This window comes from Acinetobacter sp. YH12086, assembly GCF_013419345.1.
In the GTDB taxonomy this organism is placed as follows: domain Bacteria; phylum Pseudomonadota; class Gammaproteobacteria; order Pseudomonadales; family Moraxellaceae; genus Acinetobacter; species Acinetobacter amyesii.
The window spans coordinates 546725-565609 of sequence record NZ_VPAF01000001.1; the positions used below are offsets into that span (position 1 = coordinate 546725).

General features: G+C 40.1%; 16 protein-coding genes and 1 pseudogene. 4 read left to right on the plus strand and 13 right to left on the minus strand.

Going from position 1 to position 18885, the window contains the following annotated elements:
- Positions 1 to 10: 10 nt before the first annotated feature.
- From tauC to FTU29_RS02690, 4 genes are all read right to left on the minus strand, one after another.
- Entirely contained in the window at positions 11 to 877 is an 867-nt protein-coding gene (tauC, locus tag FTU29_RS02675; RefSeq protein WP_180120202.1) for a taurine ABC transporter permease TauC, read from the minus strand.
- Between the two features lies 1 nt (position 878).
- Positions 879 to 1664 (minus strand): taurine ABC transporter ATP-binding protein, encoded by a 786-nt coding sequence (locus tag FTU29_RS02680; RefSeq protein ID WP_180120204.1) that lies wholly within the window; start codon positions 1662 to 1664, stop codon positions 879 to 881.
- Positions 1665 to 1674: 10 nt separating this feature from the next.
- A complete protein-coding gene (tauA, locus tag FTU29_RS02685; RefSeq protein ID WP_180120206.1) occupies positions 1675 to 2709 on the minus strand; it encodes a taurine ABC transporter substrate-binding protein in 1035 nt (344 codons plus the stop codon).
- 182 nt (positions 2710 to 2891) lie between these two features.
- On the minus strand, positions 2892 to 3785 hold the full coding sequence (locus FTU29_RS02690) for a LysR substrate-binding domain-containing protein (RefSeq protein WP_078190935.1): 894 nt from the start codon (positions 3783 to 3785) through the stop codon (positions 2892 to 2894).
- 190 nt (positions 3786 to 3975) lie between these two features.
- Here FTU29_RS02690 and FTU29_RS02695 point away from each other — a divergent pair, with 190 nt between their 5' ends.
- The gene (locus tag FTU29_RS02695; protein ID WP_180041495.1) at positions 3976 to 4677 is read left to right on the plus strand and encodes an HAD family phosphatase; all 702 of its coding nucleotides are present in this window, start codon (positions 3976 to 3978) and stop codon (positions 4675 to 4677) included.
- 90 nt (positions 4678 to 4767) lie between these two features.
- Here the strand turns inward: FTU29_RS02695 and FTU29_RS02700 are convergent, their stop codons facing one another.
- From FTU29_RS02700 to FTU29_RS02715, 4 genes are all read right to left on the minus strand, one after another.
- Entirely contained in the window at positions 4768 to 5085 is a 318-nt protein-coding gene (locus tag FTU29_RS02700; RefSeq protein ID WP_372491152.1) for a hypothetical protein, read from the minus strand.
- Positions 5086 to 5308: 223 nt separating this feature from the next.
- On the minus strand, positions 5309 to 6808 hold the full coding sequence (locus FTU29_RS02705; protein WP_171319206.1) for a succinate CoA transferase: 1500 nt from the start codon (positions 6806 to 6808) through the stop codon (positions 5309 to 5311).
- 133 nt (positions 6809 to 6941) lie between these two features.
- A complete protein-coding gene (locus FTU29_RS02710; protein WP_180120208.1) occupies positions 6942 to 8111 on the minus strand; it encodes a thiolase family protein in 1170 nt (389 codons plus the stop codon).
- Between the two features lie 101 nt (positions 8112 to 8212).
- A complete protein-coding gene (locus tag FTU29_RS02715) occupies positions 8213 to 9991 on the minus strand; it encodes an acyl-CoA dehydrogenase C-terminal domain-containing protein (RefSeq protein WP_180011711.1) in 1779 nt (592 codons plus the stop codon).
- A 605-nt stretch (positions 9992 to 10596) separates the two neighbouring features.
- Between FTU29_RS02715 and FTU29_RS02720 the strand changes: the two genes are divergently transcribed.
- The gene (locus tag FTU29_RS02720) at positions 10597 to 11202 is read left to right on the plus strand and encodes a TetR/AcrR family transcriptional regulator (RefSeq protein WP_180120210.1); all 606 of its coding nucleotides are present in this window, start codon (positions 10597 to 10599) and stop codon (positions 11200 to 11202) included.
- Between the two features lie 66 nt (positions 11203 to 11268).
- Here FTU29_RS02720 and FTU29_RS02725 read toward each other — a convergent pair whose 3' ends face one another.
- From FTU29_RS02725 to cysK, 5 genes and pseudogenes are all read right to left on the minus strand, one after another.
- Positions 11269 to 11463, minus strand: coding sequence for a heavy-metal-associated domain-containing protein (locus FTU29_RS02725; RefSeq protein WP_078190942.1), 195 nt, complete (start codon positions 11461 to 11463; stop codon positions 11269 to 11271).
- 66 nt (positions 11464 to 11529) lie between these two features.
- Positions 11530 to 11949: a Cu(I)-responsive transcriptional regulator gene (gene cueR / locus FTU29_RS02730; RefSeq protein WP_180120212.1), complete on the minus strand. Its 420-nt coding sequence runs from the start codon at positions 11947 to 11949 to the stop codon at positions 11530 to 11532.
- Between the two features lies 1 nt (position 11950).
- On the minus strand, positions 11951 to 14389 hold the full coding sequence (locus FTU29_RS02735) for a copper-translocating P-type ATPase (RefSeq protein ID WP_373423561.1): 2439 nt from the start codon (positions 14387 to 14389) through the stop codon (positions 11951 to 11953).
- A 72-nt stretch (positions 14390 to 14461) separates the two neighbouring features.
- Positions 14462 to 14623: pseudogene (locus FTU29_RS17625) on the minus strand (cation transporter); the annotation flags it as partial.
- A 569-nt stretch (positions 14624 to 15192) separates the two neighbouring features.
- Positions 15193 to 16191 carry a cysteine synthase A gene (gene cysK, locus FTU29_RS02740; protein WP_111884368.1) on the minus strand — a complete coding sequence of 333 codons (999 nt, stop codon included), beginning with the start codon at positions 16189 to 16191 and terminating at the stop codon, positions 15193 to 15195.
- Positions 16192 to 16473: 282 nt separating this feature from the next.
- Between cysK and FTU29_RS02745 the strand changes: the two genes are divergently transcribed.
- Together FTU29_RS02745 and FTU29_RS02750 are read left to right on the plus strand one after the other, a co-directional pair.
- Entirely contained in the window at positions 16474 to 16791 is a 318-nt protein-coding gene (locus tag FTU29_RS02745; RefSeq protein WP_078193801.1) for a helix-turn-helix transcriptional regulator, read from the plus strand.
- Positions 16792 to 17091: 300 nt separating this feature from the next.
- Positions 17092 to 18828 (plus strand): SulP family inorganic anion transporter, encoded by a 1737-nt coding sequence (locus tag FTU29_RS02750; protein WP_180120215.1) that lies wholly within the window; start codon positions 17092 to 17094, stop codon positions 18826 to 18828.
- Positions 18829 to 18885 lie beyond the last annotated feature (57 nt).

Here is an 18885-nt window from a genome sequence, read left to right on the forward strand (position 1 = left end):
CTAAATCTGTTTACAGCTGTTGGCCATACCAAGGCGCCAACTGCTTTTGCAGCCAACGTAAAAATAACTCAAAACTAACTGCGACAATCGCGATCACAATAATTCCAAGAATCACAGTATCTGTAATTAAGAACTGAGCAGCTGACTGCACCATAAAACCAATACCGCGATCAGCAGCAACCAACTCTGCAGCCACCAGTGTTGACCAGCCCACACCCAAGCCAATACGCACACCCGTTAATATGTGCGGCAAAGCTGTTGGTAAAATCACATATTGCAAAACCTGCAAGCGCGTTGCGCCTAAAGATAATGCTGCGCGTTCACGGTTTTTTTGGTGGCTAATCACACCATGGGCACTGCTGATAATAATTGGCGCCAAAATAGAAAAGAAAATCAGTAGCAATTTGGTGGTTTCACCAATACCAAACCAAATCACCAATAGCGGTAAATACGCAAGCGGTGGAATGGGACGAAGTAGCTCGACTAGTGGATCAAATACGGCACGTACCCATGTGTTGAGTCCCATCCATAAACCTAAAGGCACACCAATCACAATGGCAGCAATGAGTGCGCTAAACACACGGCCAATACTTTCAGCCAAATGCTGCCAAAGCGTGGCTTTCATAAAACCTTGCTGGCTGACTTCAATAAACTTCTGCCATACCGCTGCTGGACTTGGTAAAAACAGCTCAGGAATAATTTTCAAAGTGGTTACGACAAACCAAAGCACCAGCAAGCTCAGCACGCTGCCGATGCTCACAATAAGTGGCAAATTTTTTCTAAATATAGAAATAGATGAACTTCTGTTTAATGTTGCTGCTTCTGCACGATTTTCGCTTAGATGAGCCTTATTTAATTTTTGAATTTGCGTATTCATATTAAGACTCCACCGCATGTAATTTTTGCGCTTTTAAGCGTTCAAACAACATTTCACGTAGCTGAATAAACTGCGGATCAGATTTAATTGCACGTATAGATTCACCGTTTCTATAGCGCTCAGCAAAATCTAGCTTGAGCGTTTCAACAATCGTCCCCGGGCGCGCTGTCATCAGTACCAATTGATTGCTTAATAAAAGTGCCTCTTCAATATCATGGGTAATGAGGAAGAAACCTTTTTTCTCTTTAATCCATAAATTGAGCACAAACTCCTGCATGCTTTCTCGGGTAAATGCATCGAGTGCTGCAAAGGGTTCATCCAGCAAAATAAATGGTGCATGACTAATCAAGGCACGTGCAATACCGACGCGCTGTTTCATACCGCCTGAAAGTTCCCCAATATTGGCATTTGCCACATGCGACAGCCCTACGGTATTTAAAATAGATGCAACTTGTGACTTTATCTCCGTACTTTTTAAGCCTTTTAATTTCAAGGAAAATGCCACGTTATCTGACACATTGAGCCAAGGCAGTAAGGCATGTTCTTGGAAGACCACAGCACGTCTTGCATCTGGGCCAGTTAAAACTTCATCATCGATTTTGACGTGGCCAGCGCTCACCGGTTGAAAACCCGCCAGAATATTTAAAAGCGTCGTTTTGCCGCAGCCAGACTCGCCAAGTACAACCGTTAAAGTCGATTCAGGCACGTCCAAATTGATATTTTTTAGTACAGCCACCTCATGTTCAGGATAGGTCAGGCTAATATTTTCCGCTTTTAAGATACTCATTTTCACATCCTTAAGGCTGAACAAATAAGGCTGTTACATTGTCCTTGTAATCAGCTTTAACTTTATCTACTTTGCCTTGGGCTTTTAAAAAGGTCGCTGTATCTAAAATATTCGTGGCAAAATCTGTGCTGAAACTTTGAGCTTGCTGCTGCTGGTTCAAATAAATATTGCCAGATAGCAGCAATGGAATATCTTTCGCATCAGAACCGGTTAATTGCGCAATGCTATTGATATAAGCAGTATTCGCTTCAAACGCTTTCGGATCTTGATTGTATTCATCTATTTTCTTTAAAGAAGTTTGAACGAAAGATTTTAAAAACTCTGGATTTTTCTCTGCAAAGTCTTTACGAACCACCCAGACATCAAAGGTTGGTGCGCCCCATTCTGCAACTTGCTTAGAATCGGTCAGAACTTTACCTGTGGCACTCGCCTTGCTTAAAGCAGGTTCCCATACATAAGTCGCGTCAATATCGCCACGTTCCCACGCCGCAGAAATTTCAGGCGGGCGTAAGTTAATAATTTTGACGTCAGACTCTGACAGATTCCAATGCTTCAATGCAGAAAGCAGGCTGTAATGTGCTGTAGAAACAAAAGGGACAGCAATGGTTTTGCCCTTTAAGTCTTCAGGTTTTTCAATGCCTGATTTATTGCTCACCACTAAGGCTTCTGAAGCACCAAGTTTGGCTGCCACAAAAAATACTTCAATAGGTAAATCACGGCTGGCAGCAGCAGCTAAAGGACTGGTACCAATATTGCCAATACTGACATCACCTGATGCCAAAGCATTTACAACGTCTGCGCCAGCATCAAATTTTTTCCATTCTATGGGCTGTTGGCTGTCTTTTTCATAATCGCCATTGGCCTGCGCCACTTTGCTCGGATCAACACCAGTTTGATAGGCAATAACTACCGCTTTCTGATCTTTTTGCGCAATTGCAGCCGTTGAAGTGTCAGGAGTAGATTTTTTAGCTTGGAAATATACGAAAGCAGCGATCACCACAATGACGATCGCCGTAATAATTAAAGGTTTAGATTTGCCGCTCATATTTTTTTCATAAAAAGTGATAACTAATTCACATGCTAATCAGTCAGCTTTATGATGAAAAATAAGTTAATTGACAATATTTATCACAAAATTGCATTTATCGATTAGTGGAATACTTATGCTTTTATTCACTAAACGTCTAGCAATCAATTTTCTGCATGAGATCTTTTAATGGTATTTTTTTACTTCACTAAGATTTCATGGAACATATGACGTAGCCATTGATGGCTGGTTTTATGATGGCAGGACATATGCCAATATTGCTTCACGCCATAGGTTGGAAATGCAATCGGTGCGTCAAATATTTTTAAGTTGCCGCGCGAAAGCAATACTTCACTCAAGTAGTACGGCACAGTTGCAATCGCATCAGTATCTTGCACAACCAAGCCCACACCTAAATAACTAGGTAATCGCATCAAAATATCACGTTTTAAATCAAGGTTAAGCAACTCATTTTCAATATGGTAGTGCCCCATCCCAGCATCAATATCAATATGCGACTCTGATAAATATTGCTCAGTTGTAATGGTGTCACCCGTTAATCGTGGATGATCCTTAGCTGCAATCACCACATAATATTGCTCAAACAATTTTTGTTGATAAAAGCCGCTTTCCAAATGCGGTAAAAACCCCAATGCTAAATCAATTTCACCATTCGCCATTTGATAACTGGTTTCAGTGGTAATCGGGCGTACATTCAGACGTATTTGTGGCGCGTGTTTTTTTAGATATTGGCTGATTTTAGGCAATAAAACCAAATGCGAAACATCGGTCATGGCCAAAGTAAATTGTTGATCTGAAATGGCTTGATCAAAATTAATCGTAAAATTATTAATGGCTTCGACTTTACTCAAGGCTTCGCTGACTAAAGGAAATAATTGACGCGATAACTCCGTAGGCACCATTTCATTACCGATACGTAAAAATAAGGGGTCGTTATAATGCTGTCGTATTTTATTTAAAATATTACTGACTGTAGGCTGACTCATCTGCAAGTGTTCAGCAGCTTGTGACACATTTTTGTACTTATAAACATGAAAAAAAATGCTAAGAAGTTTACAGTCCAATTCAAACACGAAAGATTTAGTTCCTAATTAAATATTGCAAGTTATACTGTGCATCATCTGCTGAATTATACAAAAAGCCAATAACGAAATATTACTTTTATTGCAGATGAAACGCCAGTTTAGCCTGCTCAGTTGCATTTGGCTTTTCAACACTCCAATCAGTCCGCATAATAGACCCAGCACGAATTTGGATATCAACATGCTTCAAGGAAAAAAACTGGTTTGTTTTGATTTAGATGGCACACTTATCGACTCTGTTGGCGTGTGGAATCAGGTCGACGCAGATTTGATTCAACAGTTAACTGGACAAACCATCCAACTGGGTTTAATTCAACGTGAACGTGACATTCAGCTGCAATTATTTAAAAATACACCAGACCCTTACTTAATGTACTGTAACTATCTAAAAGATACTTATAAGATTGAACAACACACAGCAGATCAAATCAAACAGCAACGATATGCCATTTCACAGCATTTTTTAGAACATATCATCTTGCTTAAACCACATGCAGCGTTATTTGTTCAACAGCTCATTCAGCAAGGCATTCAGGTGGCAATTACCACCACGACCAGCCTGCAAAATATTTATCGATATCAAAAAAATATTAACATCTATCCAATGCTGCATTTTGAAAATAGCTTTGATCTGATCCTGACCCGTGAAAGTGTCAAAAATATTAAGCCGCATCCTGAAGTCTATTTACAGGCGATTGAACATTTTGCAGTTCGACCTGAAGAATGTTTAATTTTTGAAGATTCACTCATTGGTGTAGAAGCTGCAAATGCAGCAGGCATTGAAGTGGTTGCGGTGTATGACGCATATTCAGAGCACGAAATTGAGCAAATCAAAAATAAAGCGGATTATTTTATCCATGATTTCTCTTCGGTTCTGAACTGAGTTAAAGCAAATAAACATTCGCTTTAAAGTTAAAAAAGCAGCCTCTAAATTGGGCTGCTTTTGATATTTTTGCATCAATAGATAATTGATCTATTTTACTTTTTTATAAATGGATCCAGACCCGACTAAATTTCCCGTTTTTTCGTCAATCGCAAATTCAACAGCACCTGTCCCAGAGTTTACAGCCAGTAACCCAGATTCAGCAACAGACGCAGGTACAGGATTTTTCTTTTCAGATTTACCACTTTTTTTATCTTTTAAAGTATTGGTAATGAAATAGTTTTCACCATTTTTACTAATAATCAGCGCATTTTCAAGTTGCGGATCTACTGCGGTATTTTGCCATGTTCCAGCATAATCAGGCGCTGGACTTTGTTTACATGCAGTGAGGAGAACTGCGAACAACATCGCAGAAAATAATTGAATCTTTTTCAAAATACTGACCTTCTTTGTCAATGAGTTTTGCATTATAGAAAGCCTTGAAGAGAACTTAAGACCGTTCATGTTGTGCAAAAGTTGCAAACCAAGTCCTGCTGTTTTTCTTTTGTCATGTTTTGAAACATTTGTAGTCTTTCATAATAAATAAGCCCACTTGATCGTGGGCTTATTTAAATATTTTCAATCTTTAGATTTATACGATTTGACGCATTGAACCGGTTTCTTCAAAAGTGGCATGCCAAGACAAAGCCTCTTTTAAAATATGCGGCGTTTGACCACCAAGCTCACATGCGCGTTCAAAGTAGCTCAACAATGCTGCGCGATAATCTGGATGTGCACAGATTTCAATGACTTTACGTGCACGCTCACGTGGTGAAAGACCACGTAAATCTGCCAAGCCCTGCTCTGTAACCACGATGTCAACGTCGTGGTCAGTATGGTCGGTATGACTCACCATTGGCACCACAGATGAAATCGCACCACCTTTTGCAATCGACTTGGTTACGAAAATGGCAATGTGCGCATGACGAGTAAAGTCTCCTGAACCGCCAATACCGTTCATCATTTTCGTACCCGTCACATGGGTCGAATTTACGTTTCCGTAAATATCAAACTCAAGCGCCGTATTAATCGCAATAATGCCTAAACGTCGAATGATTTCAGGGTTATTGGATAGCTCTTGTGGACGTAACACAATTTTGTCTTTGTACTGATCAAAATTGTTCATCACGTGCTGTGCACAAGGCTCAGATAACGTCATTGAACAGCCTGAGGCAAATTTCATTTTTCCAGAATCAATTAGCTGGAAAGTACAGTCTTGTAGTACTTCTGAATACATTTCCAAATCATGGAAATTAGAATGCTCAAAACCAGCAAATACAGCATTGGCAATCGAACCCACACCTGACTGTAGCGGCCCTAAATTTTCAGGCAAACGCCCTGCTGCTACTTCACCTTCAAAGAAATCAATCAGATGCTGAGCAATCGCTAGGGTTTCAGCATCAGGTTCATCCATTTTAAACTGGGTATCTGGCAGATCATTCAACACAATAGCTGAAATCTTATCGGGGCTGACATTGATCCCAATCGTACCGATACGTTCACCGACCTGAGTCAGTGGAATTGGCCCACGGTTTGGTCGCGCTTTCGGCACATAAATATCATGTACACCTTCGAGCACTGGGTTAATCGTATTATCAATTTCAATAATCACATGATCTGCCATTTCAATGAAATTGGCTGAGTTACCACATGAACCTGTCGGAATAACTTGACCATCTTCTGTAATTGCAGTCGCTGCAATAACGGCCACATTAATGCGCGGTAAATTATGATGACGAATATTATCGGCCATTTCAGACAAGTGTTGGTCAATATACATGACCTCGCCAGCGTTAATGGCTTTACGTAAACCAGGATCTGCCTGATACGGATAACGACGTTCTATCGCATGCGCCGCATTGAGGCGACCATCGATACTATTTCCTAAACTAGCACCCGTTGCCAACGTGATACGAAGAGGATGTGAAACTGCATGATCTGCAAGTGCCAATGGAACCGTCTTTGCCTCACCTGCACCACCAAAACCACTTAAACCAACCACTGAACCATCTTGAATTAACTCAATCGCTTTTTCAGCAGACATTACTTTGTCGCGAAGGGAGAGTAAGCGAATGCGATCTAAACCATTCATAATTAAATCTCAAAAAATAAATATCTCAAAATAAACATCTTTTTTCGCCATCCCAGCGAACTGAGATAGCGTTTGTTATTGCTTATCTAAAAACGTACTTATCTAAAAGCTTACTTATATAAATTGAGGCAAATTAAATCAGTTCAACCGCAATTGCAGTTGCTTCACCGCCACCAATACACAGTGCTGCGACACCTTTTTTACCGCCAGTGCGTTTTAAGGCATGAATCAGCGTCACAATAATACGTGAACCAGATGAACCTAGTGGGTGACCAAGTGAGCAAGCACCACCATGAATGTTCACTTTTGCTTCATCTAAGTTAAATCCATCAATCGCCAGCATTGTAACCATAGCAAATGCTTCATTGACTTCCCACAGGTCAACCTCTTGTGCATCCCAACCGGCTTGTGCAAGCACTTTCTCAATAGCACCGACTGGAGCAATCGTGAACTCTGACGGATGCTGTGAATTTGTAGCATAAGCAACGACTTTTGCTAGTGGTTTTAAACCACGTGCTTGAGCCGTTTCTTCTGATGTAACCACCAAAGCAGATGCACCGTCAGAAATTGAGCTGGCATTGGCAGCTGTGATCGTGCCGTCTTTTTTGAATGCAGGACGCAGTGTTGGGATTTTTTCAGGCTTAGCACTTAATGGCTGTTCATCTGTGTCAACAACGACGTCACCTTTACGGCTTTTAACAGTAACTGGTACGATTTCATTTTTGAAGAAACCGCCTTGAATCGCTGCAACGGCTTTATTGAGTGAGTTGATGGCAAAAGCATCTTGCTGTTCACGGGTATAGCCTTTTTTATCTGCCATATCTTGTGCCAGAATACCCATCGATAAACCTGTCTCAGCATCTTCTAAGCCTTCTTGGAACATGTGATCTGTGGTTTTACCATGACCCATACGATAGCCTGAACGCGCTTTTTCAAGTAAATACGGCGCATTTGACATCGACTCCATACCACCAGCAACCACAATATTGGCAGAACCAGCTTTAATCGCATCGGCTGCTTGCATCACCGCCTTCATGCCTGAACCACAGATTTTATTAATCGTGGTGGCACCTGTTGTATCTGGTAAACCTGCTTGACGCATTGCTTGGCGTGCAGGACCTTGTTTAAGACCAGCCGGTAATACACAGCCAAAAATAACTTCGTCAATATCTGTAGGTTTTAAACCTGCACGTTCAACAACAGCCTGAATCGCTGCAGCACCTAAGTCTGGGGCTGTACAAGATGAAAGTGAACCCTGAAAACCACCCATCGCTGTACGTACGCCATCTACAATTACAATCATTTCTTATTTCATCCTGTTTTAAATCTTTTAACCCCAAGGAACCATGACTGGTTCCTCAGATTTTCCATCTTAATGTTTTTCACAGTGGTTTCGATGAAACCTTAAGATTGAGCGGTGAAGTATTCTTCAGATAGCTGCATGATAAGTTCAGAACCTGCTTTAATGCGTTGAGCACGGGCAGCAAGGTCAGGTAGAACTTTCTCAACATAGAAATCTGCGAGTACCAGTTTGTTTTGGAAGAAGCTCTCTGGTTTTGCAGCCGCAGCTTTGCTAATACGCGCAAACATATACACAAAGCTGAGTAAACCAACAGCGTGCAGGTAATCGACTGCCACCGAACTGCTAAAGTCTGGGGTGGTCTTAGATTGTTCAATAATGAATTGCGTTAATGCTTCAACTTCGTCAGAAACTTGCAATGCTGCAGATTTAACTTTTGAATCAGCCATGGTTGCAGCAAAGTCACGAATTTCAGCAATGTATTCGGCAATAAATGCACCATTACATTTCGTGGTTTTGCGTCCAATTAAATCAATCGCTTGTACGCCATTTGTGCCTTCGTAAATCTGTGAAATACGTAAGTCACGAATGCATTGCTCCATACCCCATTCACGGATATAGCCATGACCACCAAAGCACATTTGCGCTTCTAAAGTAGCTTGTAGGGCTGTATCTGTTAGGTAGGCTTTTGCAATAGGTGTCAATAAAGCCACGCGGTCATTGGCTTTTTTCACAGCAGCTTCGTCAGTTGAATATTTTGTAATATCCAGTTGCTGACCAACATACACAGCAAATGCACGAGATGCTTCGTTGTTGGCGCGTACATTCAACAACATACGACGTACATCACCATGTACTAAAATAGAGTCTGCTGGTTTTTCAGGAGATTTCACACCTGTCGCAGAACGACCTTGTAGACGATCAGTCGCATACTGTGCAGCATTTTGGTAAGCAAATTCTGCAGCGCCAATCCCTTGGATACCCATCGATAAACGTTCGTAGTTCATCATGACAAACATCGCCGCAAGACCTTCGTTTTCTTTACCAACGATATAACCTTTGGCACCATCAAAGTTCATAACACACGTTGCAGAACCTTTAATACCCATCTTGTGTTCAATTGAACCCGCTGATACGGCATTACGTTCACCGACTGAGCCATCGGCATTGACATGGAATTTTGGAACGATAAACAATGAAATACCACGTGAACCCGCAGGTGCATTTGGCGTTTTTGCTAACACAAGATGGATGATGTTTTCACACAGATCATGTTCACCACTGGTGATGAAAATTTTAGTGCCTGTAATGTTAAATGAACCATCTTCATTCGGCTCTGCTTTGGTTTTAATGATCCCCAAATCAGTCCCTGAATGTGGTTCAGTTAAACACATAGTGCCTGACCATTCACCCGTATAAAATTTTGGAAGATAGGTTTCTTTTTGCTCTTGCGAAGCACGGTCATTAATCGCCATACCTGCACCCACAGTCAGTAGTGGATACAACATAAATGATGGATTGGTACTCCAAATCATTTCGTCAGCAAGTACCGTCAACATTTTCGGCATGTTTTGGCCGCCCCATTCTTCAGAAGCGCCTAAACCAACCCAACCACCTTCGGCGAATTGTTTAAAAGCGTCTTTAAACCCTGTAGGCGTAGTAACAACACCATTACTAAACTGCGCACCACCTTCTTCATCTGCAGTACGGTTCAAGTCTAGAATAACGTTTTTAGAAAACTTAGCCATTTCTTCTAAAATGGCATTTGCAGTCGCCATATCAATATGAGCTAAGTTTTCATTTGACTGCCAGAACTCATCTGCATTGAATACATCATTTAAGATGAAGTCCATGTCCTTTAACGGCGCATTGTATATTGGCATTGTACTTTCCTTTTCTACAGGCTTTGTCAGCGTCTTTGACAAAGTACTTTTTTAAAGTTGCACGCTCCCGCACAAAATCATCAAATCAATTTTGTGTGGATTTTTTAAAGATCTGTTTTTTCAGATAGATATCTAAAATGGATATAGATAATGTGTTTTTACCGACAAGTGGAAAATAACCACCTGATATTTTGAGCAGCATTATTTTATTACAATTAAATAAATTTATTGAATTGAATAAATTTATAATTGGTAATTGATTAAAACCAAACATAATAGTACCTATAATCATGTTTAATTTAGGTTGTATTAATAACATAACAACCAAGACCGTTTTGTTAAATGCTGCTTTTGTTGTAAAAGCGAAAAGACAATAAATTAAAAAAAATAAAAATGGAATTTTATTTCAAAAAAATGACCTCAAGGGTTCAGTTTTATTGACATTAATTTTATGCTATGAATTCTATATGTTTTACGCACTCTACTAATGTGTTTATTTTTAAACCAATTTATGTAATATTTGAGACCATAGTGGAATGTAAGATTCACAAGATTTAGCTTAAGCTAGGCTTGTTCACCCTCAAGATGTTTATGGAACAGTTATCATGAGTTCAGTACGCCAACAAAATTTTATCCTTCGCAAGGAAAAAATTTTAGCCATGGCAGAAACCCTGCTATTAGATAATAATCAAGACATCACCTTAAGTGAGTTAGCTTGTGAACTAGATATTGCCAAAGGCACGATTTATAAACATTTTAAAAGTAAAAACCAATTATATTTAGAACTGATTATTTTAAATGAAAAAAGATTATTAGAAATTTCAAAAAAATATAATCATGATATTAAAACTTATGTTTCACAATATATGCTTTATAATATGTTGAATTCTAATAGAACTATATTATTACATGTCATTGAAGAACGCTTAACCAATAATGAACGTAAATTAAAAGAGTTATTTGAAGAGCTCTATCATGTTCGTGAAGAACGTATTATTGAAATTAAGGATATGACCAGTGATTATCTAAAATCACTTGAAAGCGCAATGTCGATACGTGATTATTTATCTTATATTTGGACGGTCACTTATGGTGCATCCCTACTCCTCAATTCAACGCATTATCAAAAATCAATCGGTTCACGTGAACGCTTAATCAAGCTATATATTAATCAGGCGCTGATGACGCCAGATAAAATTTCAGCCGTATAGAATTGATTTATAAATAAAAAAGCCGAACAATTGTTCGGCTTTTTTATTCATTAAACAATATCTAGGTTATGCAATCACAGGTGGGAAGCCATCTTCGGTTAAAGCGCTAATCAATTGCTCTGCACTGGCACTAGATTCAACGTCAACTAATTTTGTAGCTACATCAATAGTGACCGTTGCATTTTCGTCTAAGTCTTTAATCGTTGCTGTTACGCTACGGGCACAACCACCGCATGTCATATTATCAATACGAAATTTCATGATATTCATCCTTCTTTTCTAATAACAACACTATAAACCTTGCCACGATTGTAAGGTCAAGCGGATTTAAATCTTTGCTGTATGGCAGCACTCAGCCATGCCCGTTTCGATTTGCTTTAAAATCGTACAATCGGCTTGATCATTACCGGCACAGCCATCTACAGATTGTTGCAAGATCTCAACCATGGCCTGTAAGTCTGCGATTTTTTGATTTAAGGTCTGGATATGTTTTAACGCCAATGCTTTAACTTCTACACTTTGCCGACTTTGATTTTTCCAAAGCCCAAGTAAATCTTTCATTTGTTCAGAAGAAAAACCTAAATCACGCGCATGTCTTAAGAAACTCAAGGTTTTAATATCGGCTTCCGAGTAAACTCGATAGCCGGCATCGGTGCGCTGCGCATTATTTAACAGCCCAATCGATTCATAATAGCGGATCATTTTTGCAGAAATGCCCGATGCTTTCGCTGCTTGTCCAATATTCATCTCAAGACTCCTGAAAAACTGGCCCTTTAAATGCTTTTAAACGCAAGGCATTTGACACAACAAACACCGATGAAAGTGCCATTGCACCAGCTGCGAACATAGGTGAAAGCAATATGCCAAAGAATGGATATAACACACCTGCAGCGACAGGAATCAATGCTGCATTGTAAATAAATGCCCAAAATAGGTTTTGGCGAATATTATTCATCGTCGCTGTGCTCAGTGCGATTGCTGTCGGCACCATTTGTAAATTACCCGACATAAGCACAACGTCCGCGGCCTCTATCGCCACATCTGTCCCTGTACCAATCGCCATGCCCACATCTGCTTGAGCAAGTGCAGGCGCATCATTAATACCATCGCCCACAAAACAAACAACACCATGTTCTTTTTTCAACTGTTGTACAGATTGCACTTTTTGGTCTGGCATTACTTCAGCGATCACATGATCAATCTTCAACTGTCGTGCTATGGCAGTGGCAGTATGTCGGTTATCACCTGTAATCATGGCCACTTTCAGCCCTAAATCATGCAAAGCTTGAATGGCTGTAAAGGTTGTAGCTTTGATCGGGTCGGCTACAGCAACAATGCCAGCAAGCTGTTGATCAATCGATACATAGAGCGGGGTCTTCCCTTCATTGCCCATGCATTCTGCCAGTGATGAAAAGATTTGTGTATCTAAACCAAGTTTATGCATCAAATGATCTGCACCGATATAAATGCTTTGTCCTTCAACAACCGCCTGAATCCCTGCACCAGTCACGGAATCAAAATGCTCAACCTCTAAAAGTTGCACTTGCATCTCTTTCGCAGCTTGTACAATGGCATAGGCGATCGGATGCTCAGATTTATGCTCTACAGAGGCCAATAACTGAAATACGCGATCTTTATCAAAATCTTCAGTGACTTCAAAATCTGTCAGTTTCGGTTTACCTTCCGTCAATGTCCCTGTTTTATCGACTGCAACCACTTGAGTATTTTTGAGTTGTTGTAAGGCTTCACCTTTACGGAACAATACTCCAAGCTCTGCAGCTCGCCCTGTACCGACCATAATAGACGTTGGTGTTGCCAAACCCATTGCACATGGACATGCGATGATCAGTACTGCTACAGCATTGACTAAGGCATAGGTTAAACTCGGTTCAGGTCCAACTACATACCAAACTAAAAAGGTGATCAACGCCAACGCCATTACCACCGGTACAAACCATAACGTGACTTTATCCACCAAAGCTTGAATCGGTAATTTTGAACCCTGAGCCTGTTCAACCATATGGATAATTTGTGCCAAAACAGTATCTTGACCTACCGCAGTGGCTTGTATTTTCAAGGCCCCATTTTGGTTAATCGTTCCACCGACAACTTGATCACCGGCTTTTTTCTCGACAGGAATTGGCTCGCCACTGATCATGGATTCATCAATATAACTGTTCCCAGACACTACAGCACCATCAACTGGGCAACGTTCACCAGGCCGTATTTCAATCAACATACCTGTTTCAACATCACTAATCGGCAAATCTATATAGCTTCCAGATTGCTCTACACGTGCTGTTTTGGGTTGCATGCCGACTAAGTATTGAATGGCTTGCGATGTTTTACCTTTGGCTTTCGCCTCCATAAAACGACCCAAAAGAATCAACGCCACAATTACTGCGGCTGCTTCAAAGTACACATGAACCGTACCTTGCGGTAATAATTGCGGAGCAAATGTTGCAACACAAGAAAAACTATAAGCAGATAAAGTCCCGACTGCGACCAAAGAATTCATATCCGGGGCAAGTCGCGCAAGTGCTGGTATGCCGTGCTGATAAAAGCGTCTTCCGGGTAGGATTAACACCAAAGTGGTTAATATAAACTGAATATACCAACTATTTTGTGTCCCTAAATTATGCGCAATAAAATGATGAAAAGCTGGAATCATGTGTGATCCCATCTCCAAGATAAAAACAGGAACAGCGAGTACCAATGCGATGATTAAATCACGTTTGAGTAACCGAGCTTCGTCGGCTTTTTTTTCTGCCATTGTCGGTTGTTGCTGCGTAGCAATGCTAGCACTGTATCCCGCTTTTTTAACTGCCGCGATCAATTCTTGTGTTTTTGAAGCGGGAGCCTGAACAAAGGCTTTTTCACTGGCTAAATTTACCGTTGCTTTATTGACACCGTCTACAGCGTTTAAGGCTTTTTCAACCCGTGCCACACATGAAGCACAGGTCATTCCATCAATATTTAATTCAATATTGGGCTGTGCAATATGAAAACCTGCTTTTTCTACAGACTTCGCCAATGCAGAATTTTCAACAGATGCCAATGCCGTAATCGTGGCTTTTTCAGTTGCCAAATTCACTTTTGCATCGATGACTTCTGGAACTGTCTTTAATGCTTTTTCAACACGTGCAACACACGATGCGCAAGTCATCCCTTCAATTTCAAGCTCAATCTGCTTCTGTGCAACACCAAAACCTGCCTTTTCAACGGCCTGAATTACAGCAGAATAATCCACATTTTTATCACTCTGAACATGTGCTGTTTCAGTGGCTAAATTCACTTGAGCATCAGTGATGCCATCGACTTTTTTTAAGGCTTTTTCCACCCGTGCCACACAAGAAGCACAGGTCATCCCTTCAATAGCAAGTGTGCCATCAAAAAGTTTGTGTTCTGTCGAATCTGTCATGGCAACATCCCAATCATATGTGCTTGTTTTAGGCTATAGCTTAAACTTTACCACAATGGGAAGGTCAAGTTTTTCTGACTCACAGCAAGGCTTTTCTTTAAGGTATAAAATTGCGAAGATTTAAAAACATAATCAATAATATTGAATAATGATTATTCAATTAGTTTATTTTTCTGATATTAAAACTACACATTTCCTCATTATTCAGTAAGATAAAGATTCGTGACCACCAAACGAATTACTCTCTTTCGCATGTACAAACTGTCGAACATTTGCTTTAACTGCGCATATTTGTGTGCTTTTTTATTTTTAATTTTAAGTTGGAGTCTAGATCATATTGATGTTTGGCTCACTCAAGTGGTTATCCCTGCTGTCACGATATGCATACTCTTAGGCTTCCTGTTTAAATACATCGCTCGAAAGTTAGGACATGAACCGCCTAAACGAAAAATAAAACAACAAAATCCCAAAAACGATGATCAAGACCCGGCTTAAGATACTTATAAATAACGAAATCATCAATAAAAAAGCCCATTCAATTGAACGGGCTTTTTTTCATGTCAGAATTATTAGTCAGCACTAATATCTTCAAATAAAACTGAAGAAAGATAACGTTCACCACCATCCGGTAAAATGACCACAATGGTTTTGCCTGCATTCTCAGGACGTGCAGCAAGTTTTGCCGCAGCTGCCATTGCCGCGCCACTAGAGATACCCACTAAAATACCGTCATGAGTAGCCGTTTTACGCGCCCACTCAATTGCTTCAGCACTTTCAATACCGATCACTTCATCAACAAGGTCTAGATCTAAGTTACCCGGAATAAAGTTAGCGCCAATCCCCTGAATTTTATGTGGCCCAGGAGTCAGTGTTTCGCCTTTTTTCGCTTGGGCAATAATCGGAGATTCAGCCGGTTCTACCGCAACAGAATAAAGCGGCTGATTTTTCACTTTTTCAAAATAGCTTGAAATGCCTGAAATCGTACCGCCTGTACCTACACCTGAAACTAAAATATCCACTTTACCACCGGTCGCTTCCCAAATTTCTGGGCCAGTGGTCAATTCATGAATTTTAGGGTTTGCAGGGTTTTCAAACTGTTGTGGTAAATAATACGTTTCAGGATGTTCGGCAACGAGGCGCTGTGCTTCTTCGACCGCACCTTTCATGCCTTTAGCAGGTTCAGTCAATACGAGATTTGCACCAAAAGACTTCAACACCTTACGGCGTTCAATACTCATACTTGCTGGCATGGTTAATGTAATTGCATAACCTTTCGCAGCTGCAACAAATGCCAAAGCAATCCCTGTATTACCACTTGTAGGTTCTACAATATGCATACCCGGTTTTAATAAACCTTTTTCTTCTGCATCAGCAATGAGAGCTGCACCTACACGACATTTCACTGAAAATGCTGGGTTACGGCTTTCTACTTTCGCCAAGACCGTTGCTTCTGACTGAATCGCACGATTAATACGAACTAAAGGTGTATTACCAATCGCTTCAGCGTTATTACTATAAACTGCGATACCTAAATTACTCGTTGCTGGAAAAGCTGAATCTGTTGTCATGACCATTTATCCCTTGTGTATTTATTGAATACGATCTTTAGATGATACAATTATTTTCAAAGTGTGCATGATTTTTTAAGCTAATGTCTTATATTTATGTGCATTTTGTGAAAGCTTGCACTAAAATCAAGCAATAAATTTAACTGATTAACTAAATTTAAACTTATAAAAATTAATGATATTTGATTTCATAAAAAACCATAGAAATTGTCTTATTTATTCAATGTATTAAGCCGTGATATCCGTATACTTGAGCTGTTGTTAATCGTATGGACATATCCAATGAATACCGATCTGGAAATCACTACTATGCGTGATTCTGCCGAATTAGTCGTGGGCGTTTTAAAGTCGCTGGCAAATACGGATCGTCTACTAATTTTATGTCATCTAGCACAGCAAGAATTGAATGTGTCTCAGATTGAAGAAATCACTGATATTAAACAGCCAACCCTCTCACAACAACTGATGATGTTACGTAAAAGTGATGTTGTGACTACGCGTCGTGATGGTAAGCAAATTTATTATTCAATTAAAGATGCAAATTTAGTTCAAGTTCTCAATACTCTTTACCAATTGTATTGCAACCAATCTTATAAATAACATTCAGTTATTTTAAAATTTCAAGCCAGACATGCTGTTCTTGCACCACTATAGATGAATTATCGCAATGGACAGCAATTCAATACCTTAATTTACCGCAATACTTCTTCAAAATATCTATATCTATTTCGAATATCCAAAGCTTTAAATCAGCTCATACTTTTCATTAATTCATTTAGAATGATGGTTTCTTATATATCCCACAAATGTACTGCAATATTGTACGGTCAAATTTATTGCACAAGACTTCTTAGCATTTTTTATGCATAATATATATGAAATTGTGATTTAGATAAGTTTATGTCAGATTTAAAACCTCATTTCTTACAGAAATTTCCAGCTTGGCAGTGGTTACAGCACTACAGCCCCGTGAAATTTAAATCTGATGTACTTGCTTCGCTGATCGTGATTGCCATGTTAGTCCCTCAAGGTATGGCGTATTCCATGCTGGCAGGTTTACCCCCAATCATGGGTTTATATGCCAGTATTTTACCGATGATTGTCTACGCACTCATTGGTGGAAGCTCAACCTTATCGATTGGCCCTGTGGCAATCATTTCGATGATGACTTTCGCCACGCTCAATCCGCTATTTGAAGTTGGTTCGCCTGTTTATATTGAAGCAGCTACACTTTTGGCCTTAATGGTCGGACTGATTTCTCTGATGCTAGGTGTACTACGTTTTGGTTTTTTAATTCAGTTGATCAGTCATCCTGTCATTAAAAGCTTCATTATTGCTTCGGCTCTGCTCATTGCACTGGGTCAGTTTAAGTTTCTCGTCGATGTCCCGCTAAAAGCCAATAACATCCCTGAGTTTGTTTTAAGTCTGTGGGAATACCTGAGTTTAACTCACTTTGCTTCACTCATCTTTGGTGTGCTGGCCATACTGTTTTTAATCTATGTGCCGAAAATATTGGCCACTCAATCGATCCAATCTAGATTCGGCTCTACAGCCTTTCTAAGTAAAGCACTTCCATTGATACTAGTGGTGATCTCGATTGCATCGGTGATGTTATTTGACCTGCAAAATGTCGGCATTAAAACCGTCGGTGAAATTCCTTCAGGATTTCCACCCTTAAGCTTTCCACATTGGAACTGGGAACTGGTACAAACCTTACTGCCCGGTGCAACAATGATTGCCATGATCAGTTTTGTTGAGTCACTGTCTATTGCCCAAGCCACTGCCTTACAACAACGAAGCCAACTCAACAGTAACCAAGAGTTGGTCGCTCTAGGTTTAGCCAATCTAAGCGCTGGGGTTAGCTCTGCCTTTCCAGTGACGGGTAGCTTATCTCGTACAGTGGTTAATGCAGATGCAGGTGCAAAAACCCCGATGGCAGGTGTGTTGTCGTCATTGCTGATTATCGTTGTCAGTCTCTACTTCACTGGGTTTTTCCAAGACTTACCTTTAGTGATCTTGGCGGCCACAATTATTGTTTCTATTTGGAAATTAGTCGACTTTAAACCTTTTGTGGATACATGGCGTTATTCAAAAGCTGATGGTATAGCGATGTGGGTAACCTTTTTCGGTGTGGTGTGTATCGATATTTCTACAGGTCTCATTATTGGCATTATTTCTACCTTTATTCTGTTGTTATGGCGCATCAGTCGTCCACATATCGCGGTGATCGGCTTGGTTGAGGGCACACAGCACTTCCGCAATGTACAGCGCCATCATGTCTATACCGCACCACATATACTCTCGCTCCGTATAGATGAAAATATCTCGTTTTTAAATGCCAATACGCTTAAAGGTTTCTTGATCAATGAAGTCAGTGAAAATATTGACCTAGAACATGTTGTTATCAACTGCTCAAGCGTCAGTTCAATTGACCTCAGTGCCTTAGAAATGTTGGAAGATTTAAATGCTGAATTATCAAAATTAGATATTCGACTGCATTTTTCCGAGGTCAAAGGCCCTGTCATGGACAAATTGCAGCACTCAAAACTACTCACGCATTTAAGTGGTCAAATTTTTCTCACCCACTATCAAGCCGTTACAGAGCTTGCGACAGCTAGTTCTGAGTACCAAATTTAAAGGCCTATTAGCTCACTGTTTAATCAATTCGAATTTGATAAACAGTGAGTTTTGAAG

Excerpts from the sequence above, each read along its gene's own strand:
- tauC (WP_180120202.1), bottom strand. The coding sequence starts at position 877 with ATGAATACGCAAATTCAAAAATTAAATAAGGCTCATCTAAGCGAAAAT.
- FTU29_RS02680 (WP_180120204.1), bottom strand. The coding sequence starts at position 1,664 with ATGAGTATCTTAAAAGCGGAAAATATTAGCCTGACCTATCCTGAACAT.
- tauA (WP_180120206.1), bottom strand. The coding sequence starts at position 2,709 with ATGAGCGGCAAATCTAAACCTTTAATTATTACGGCGATCGTCATTGTG.
- FTU29_RS02695 (WP_180041495.1), top strand. The coding sequence starts at position 3,976 with ATGCTTCAAGGAAAAAAACTGGTTTGTTTTGATTTAGATGGCACACTT.
- FTU29_RS02700 (WP_372491152.1), bottom strand. The coding sequence starts at position 5,085 with ATGTTGTTCGCAGTTCTCCTCACTGCATGTAAACAAAGTCCAGCGCCT.
- FTU29_RS02705 (WP_171319206.1), bottom strand. The coding sequence starts at position 6,808 with ATGAATGGTTTAGATCGCATTCGCTTACTCTCCCTTCGCGACAAAGTA.
- FTU29_RS02710 (WP_180120208.1), bottom strand. The coding sequence starts at position 8,111 with ATGATTGTAATTGTAGATGGCGTACGTACAGCGATGGGTGGTTTTCAG.
- FTU29_RS02715 (WP_180011711.1), bottom strand. The coding sequence starts at position 9,991 with ATGCCAATATACAATGCGCCGTTAAAGGACATGGACTTCATCTTAAAT.
- FTU29_RS02720 (WP_180120210.1), top strand. The coding sequence starts at position 10,597 with ATGAGTTCAGTACGCCAACAAAATTTTATCCTTCGCAAGGAAAAAATT.
- FTU29_RS02725 (WP_078190942.1), bottom strand. The coding sequence starts at position 11,463 with ATGAAATTTCGTATTGATAATATGACATGCGGTGGTTGTGCCCGTAGC.
- cueR (WP_180120212.1), bottom strand. The coding sequence starts at position 11,949 with ATGAATATTGGACAAGCAGCGAAAGCATCGGGCATTTCTGCAAAAATG.
- cysK (WP_111884368.1), bottom strand. The coding sequence starts at position 16,191 with ATGACAACAGATTCAGCTTTTCCAGCAACGAGTAATTTAGGTATCGCA.
- FTU29_RS02745 (WP_078193801.1), top strand. The coding sequence starts at position 16,474 with ATGAATACCGATCTGGAAATCACTACTATGCGTGATTCTGCCGAATTA.
- FTU29_RS02750 (WP_180120215.1), top strand. The coding sequence starts at position 17,092 with ATGTCAGATTTAAAACCTCATTTCTTACAGAAATTTCCAGCTTGGCAG.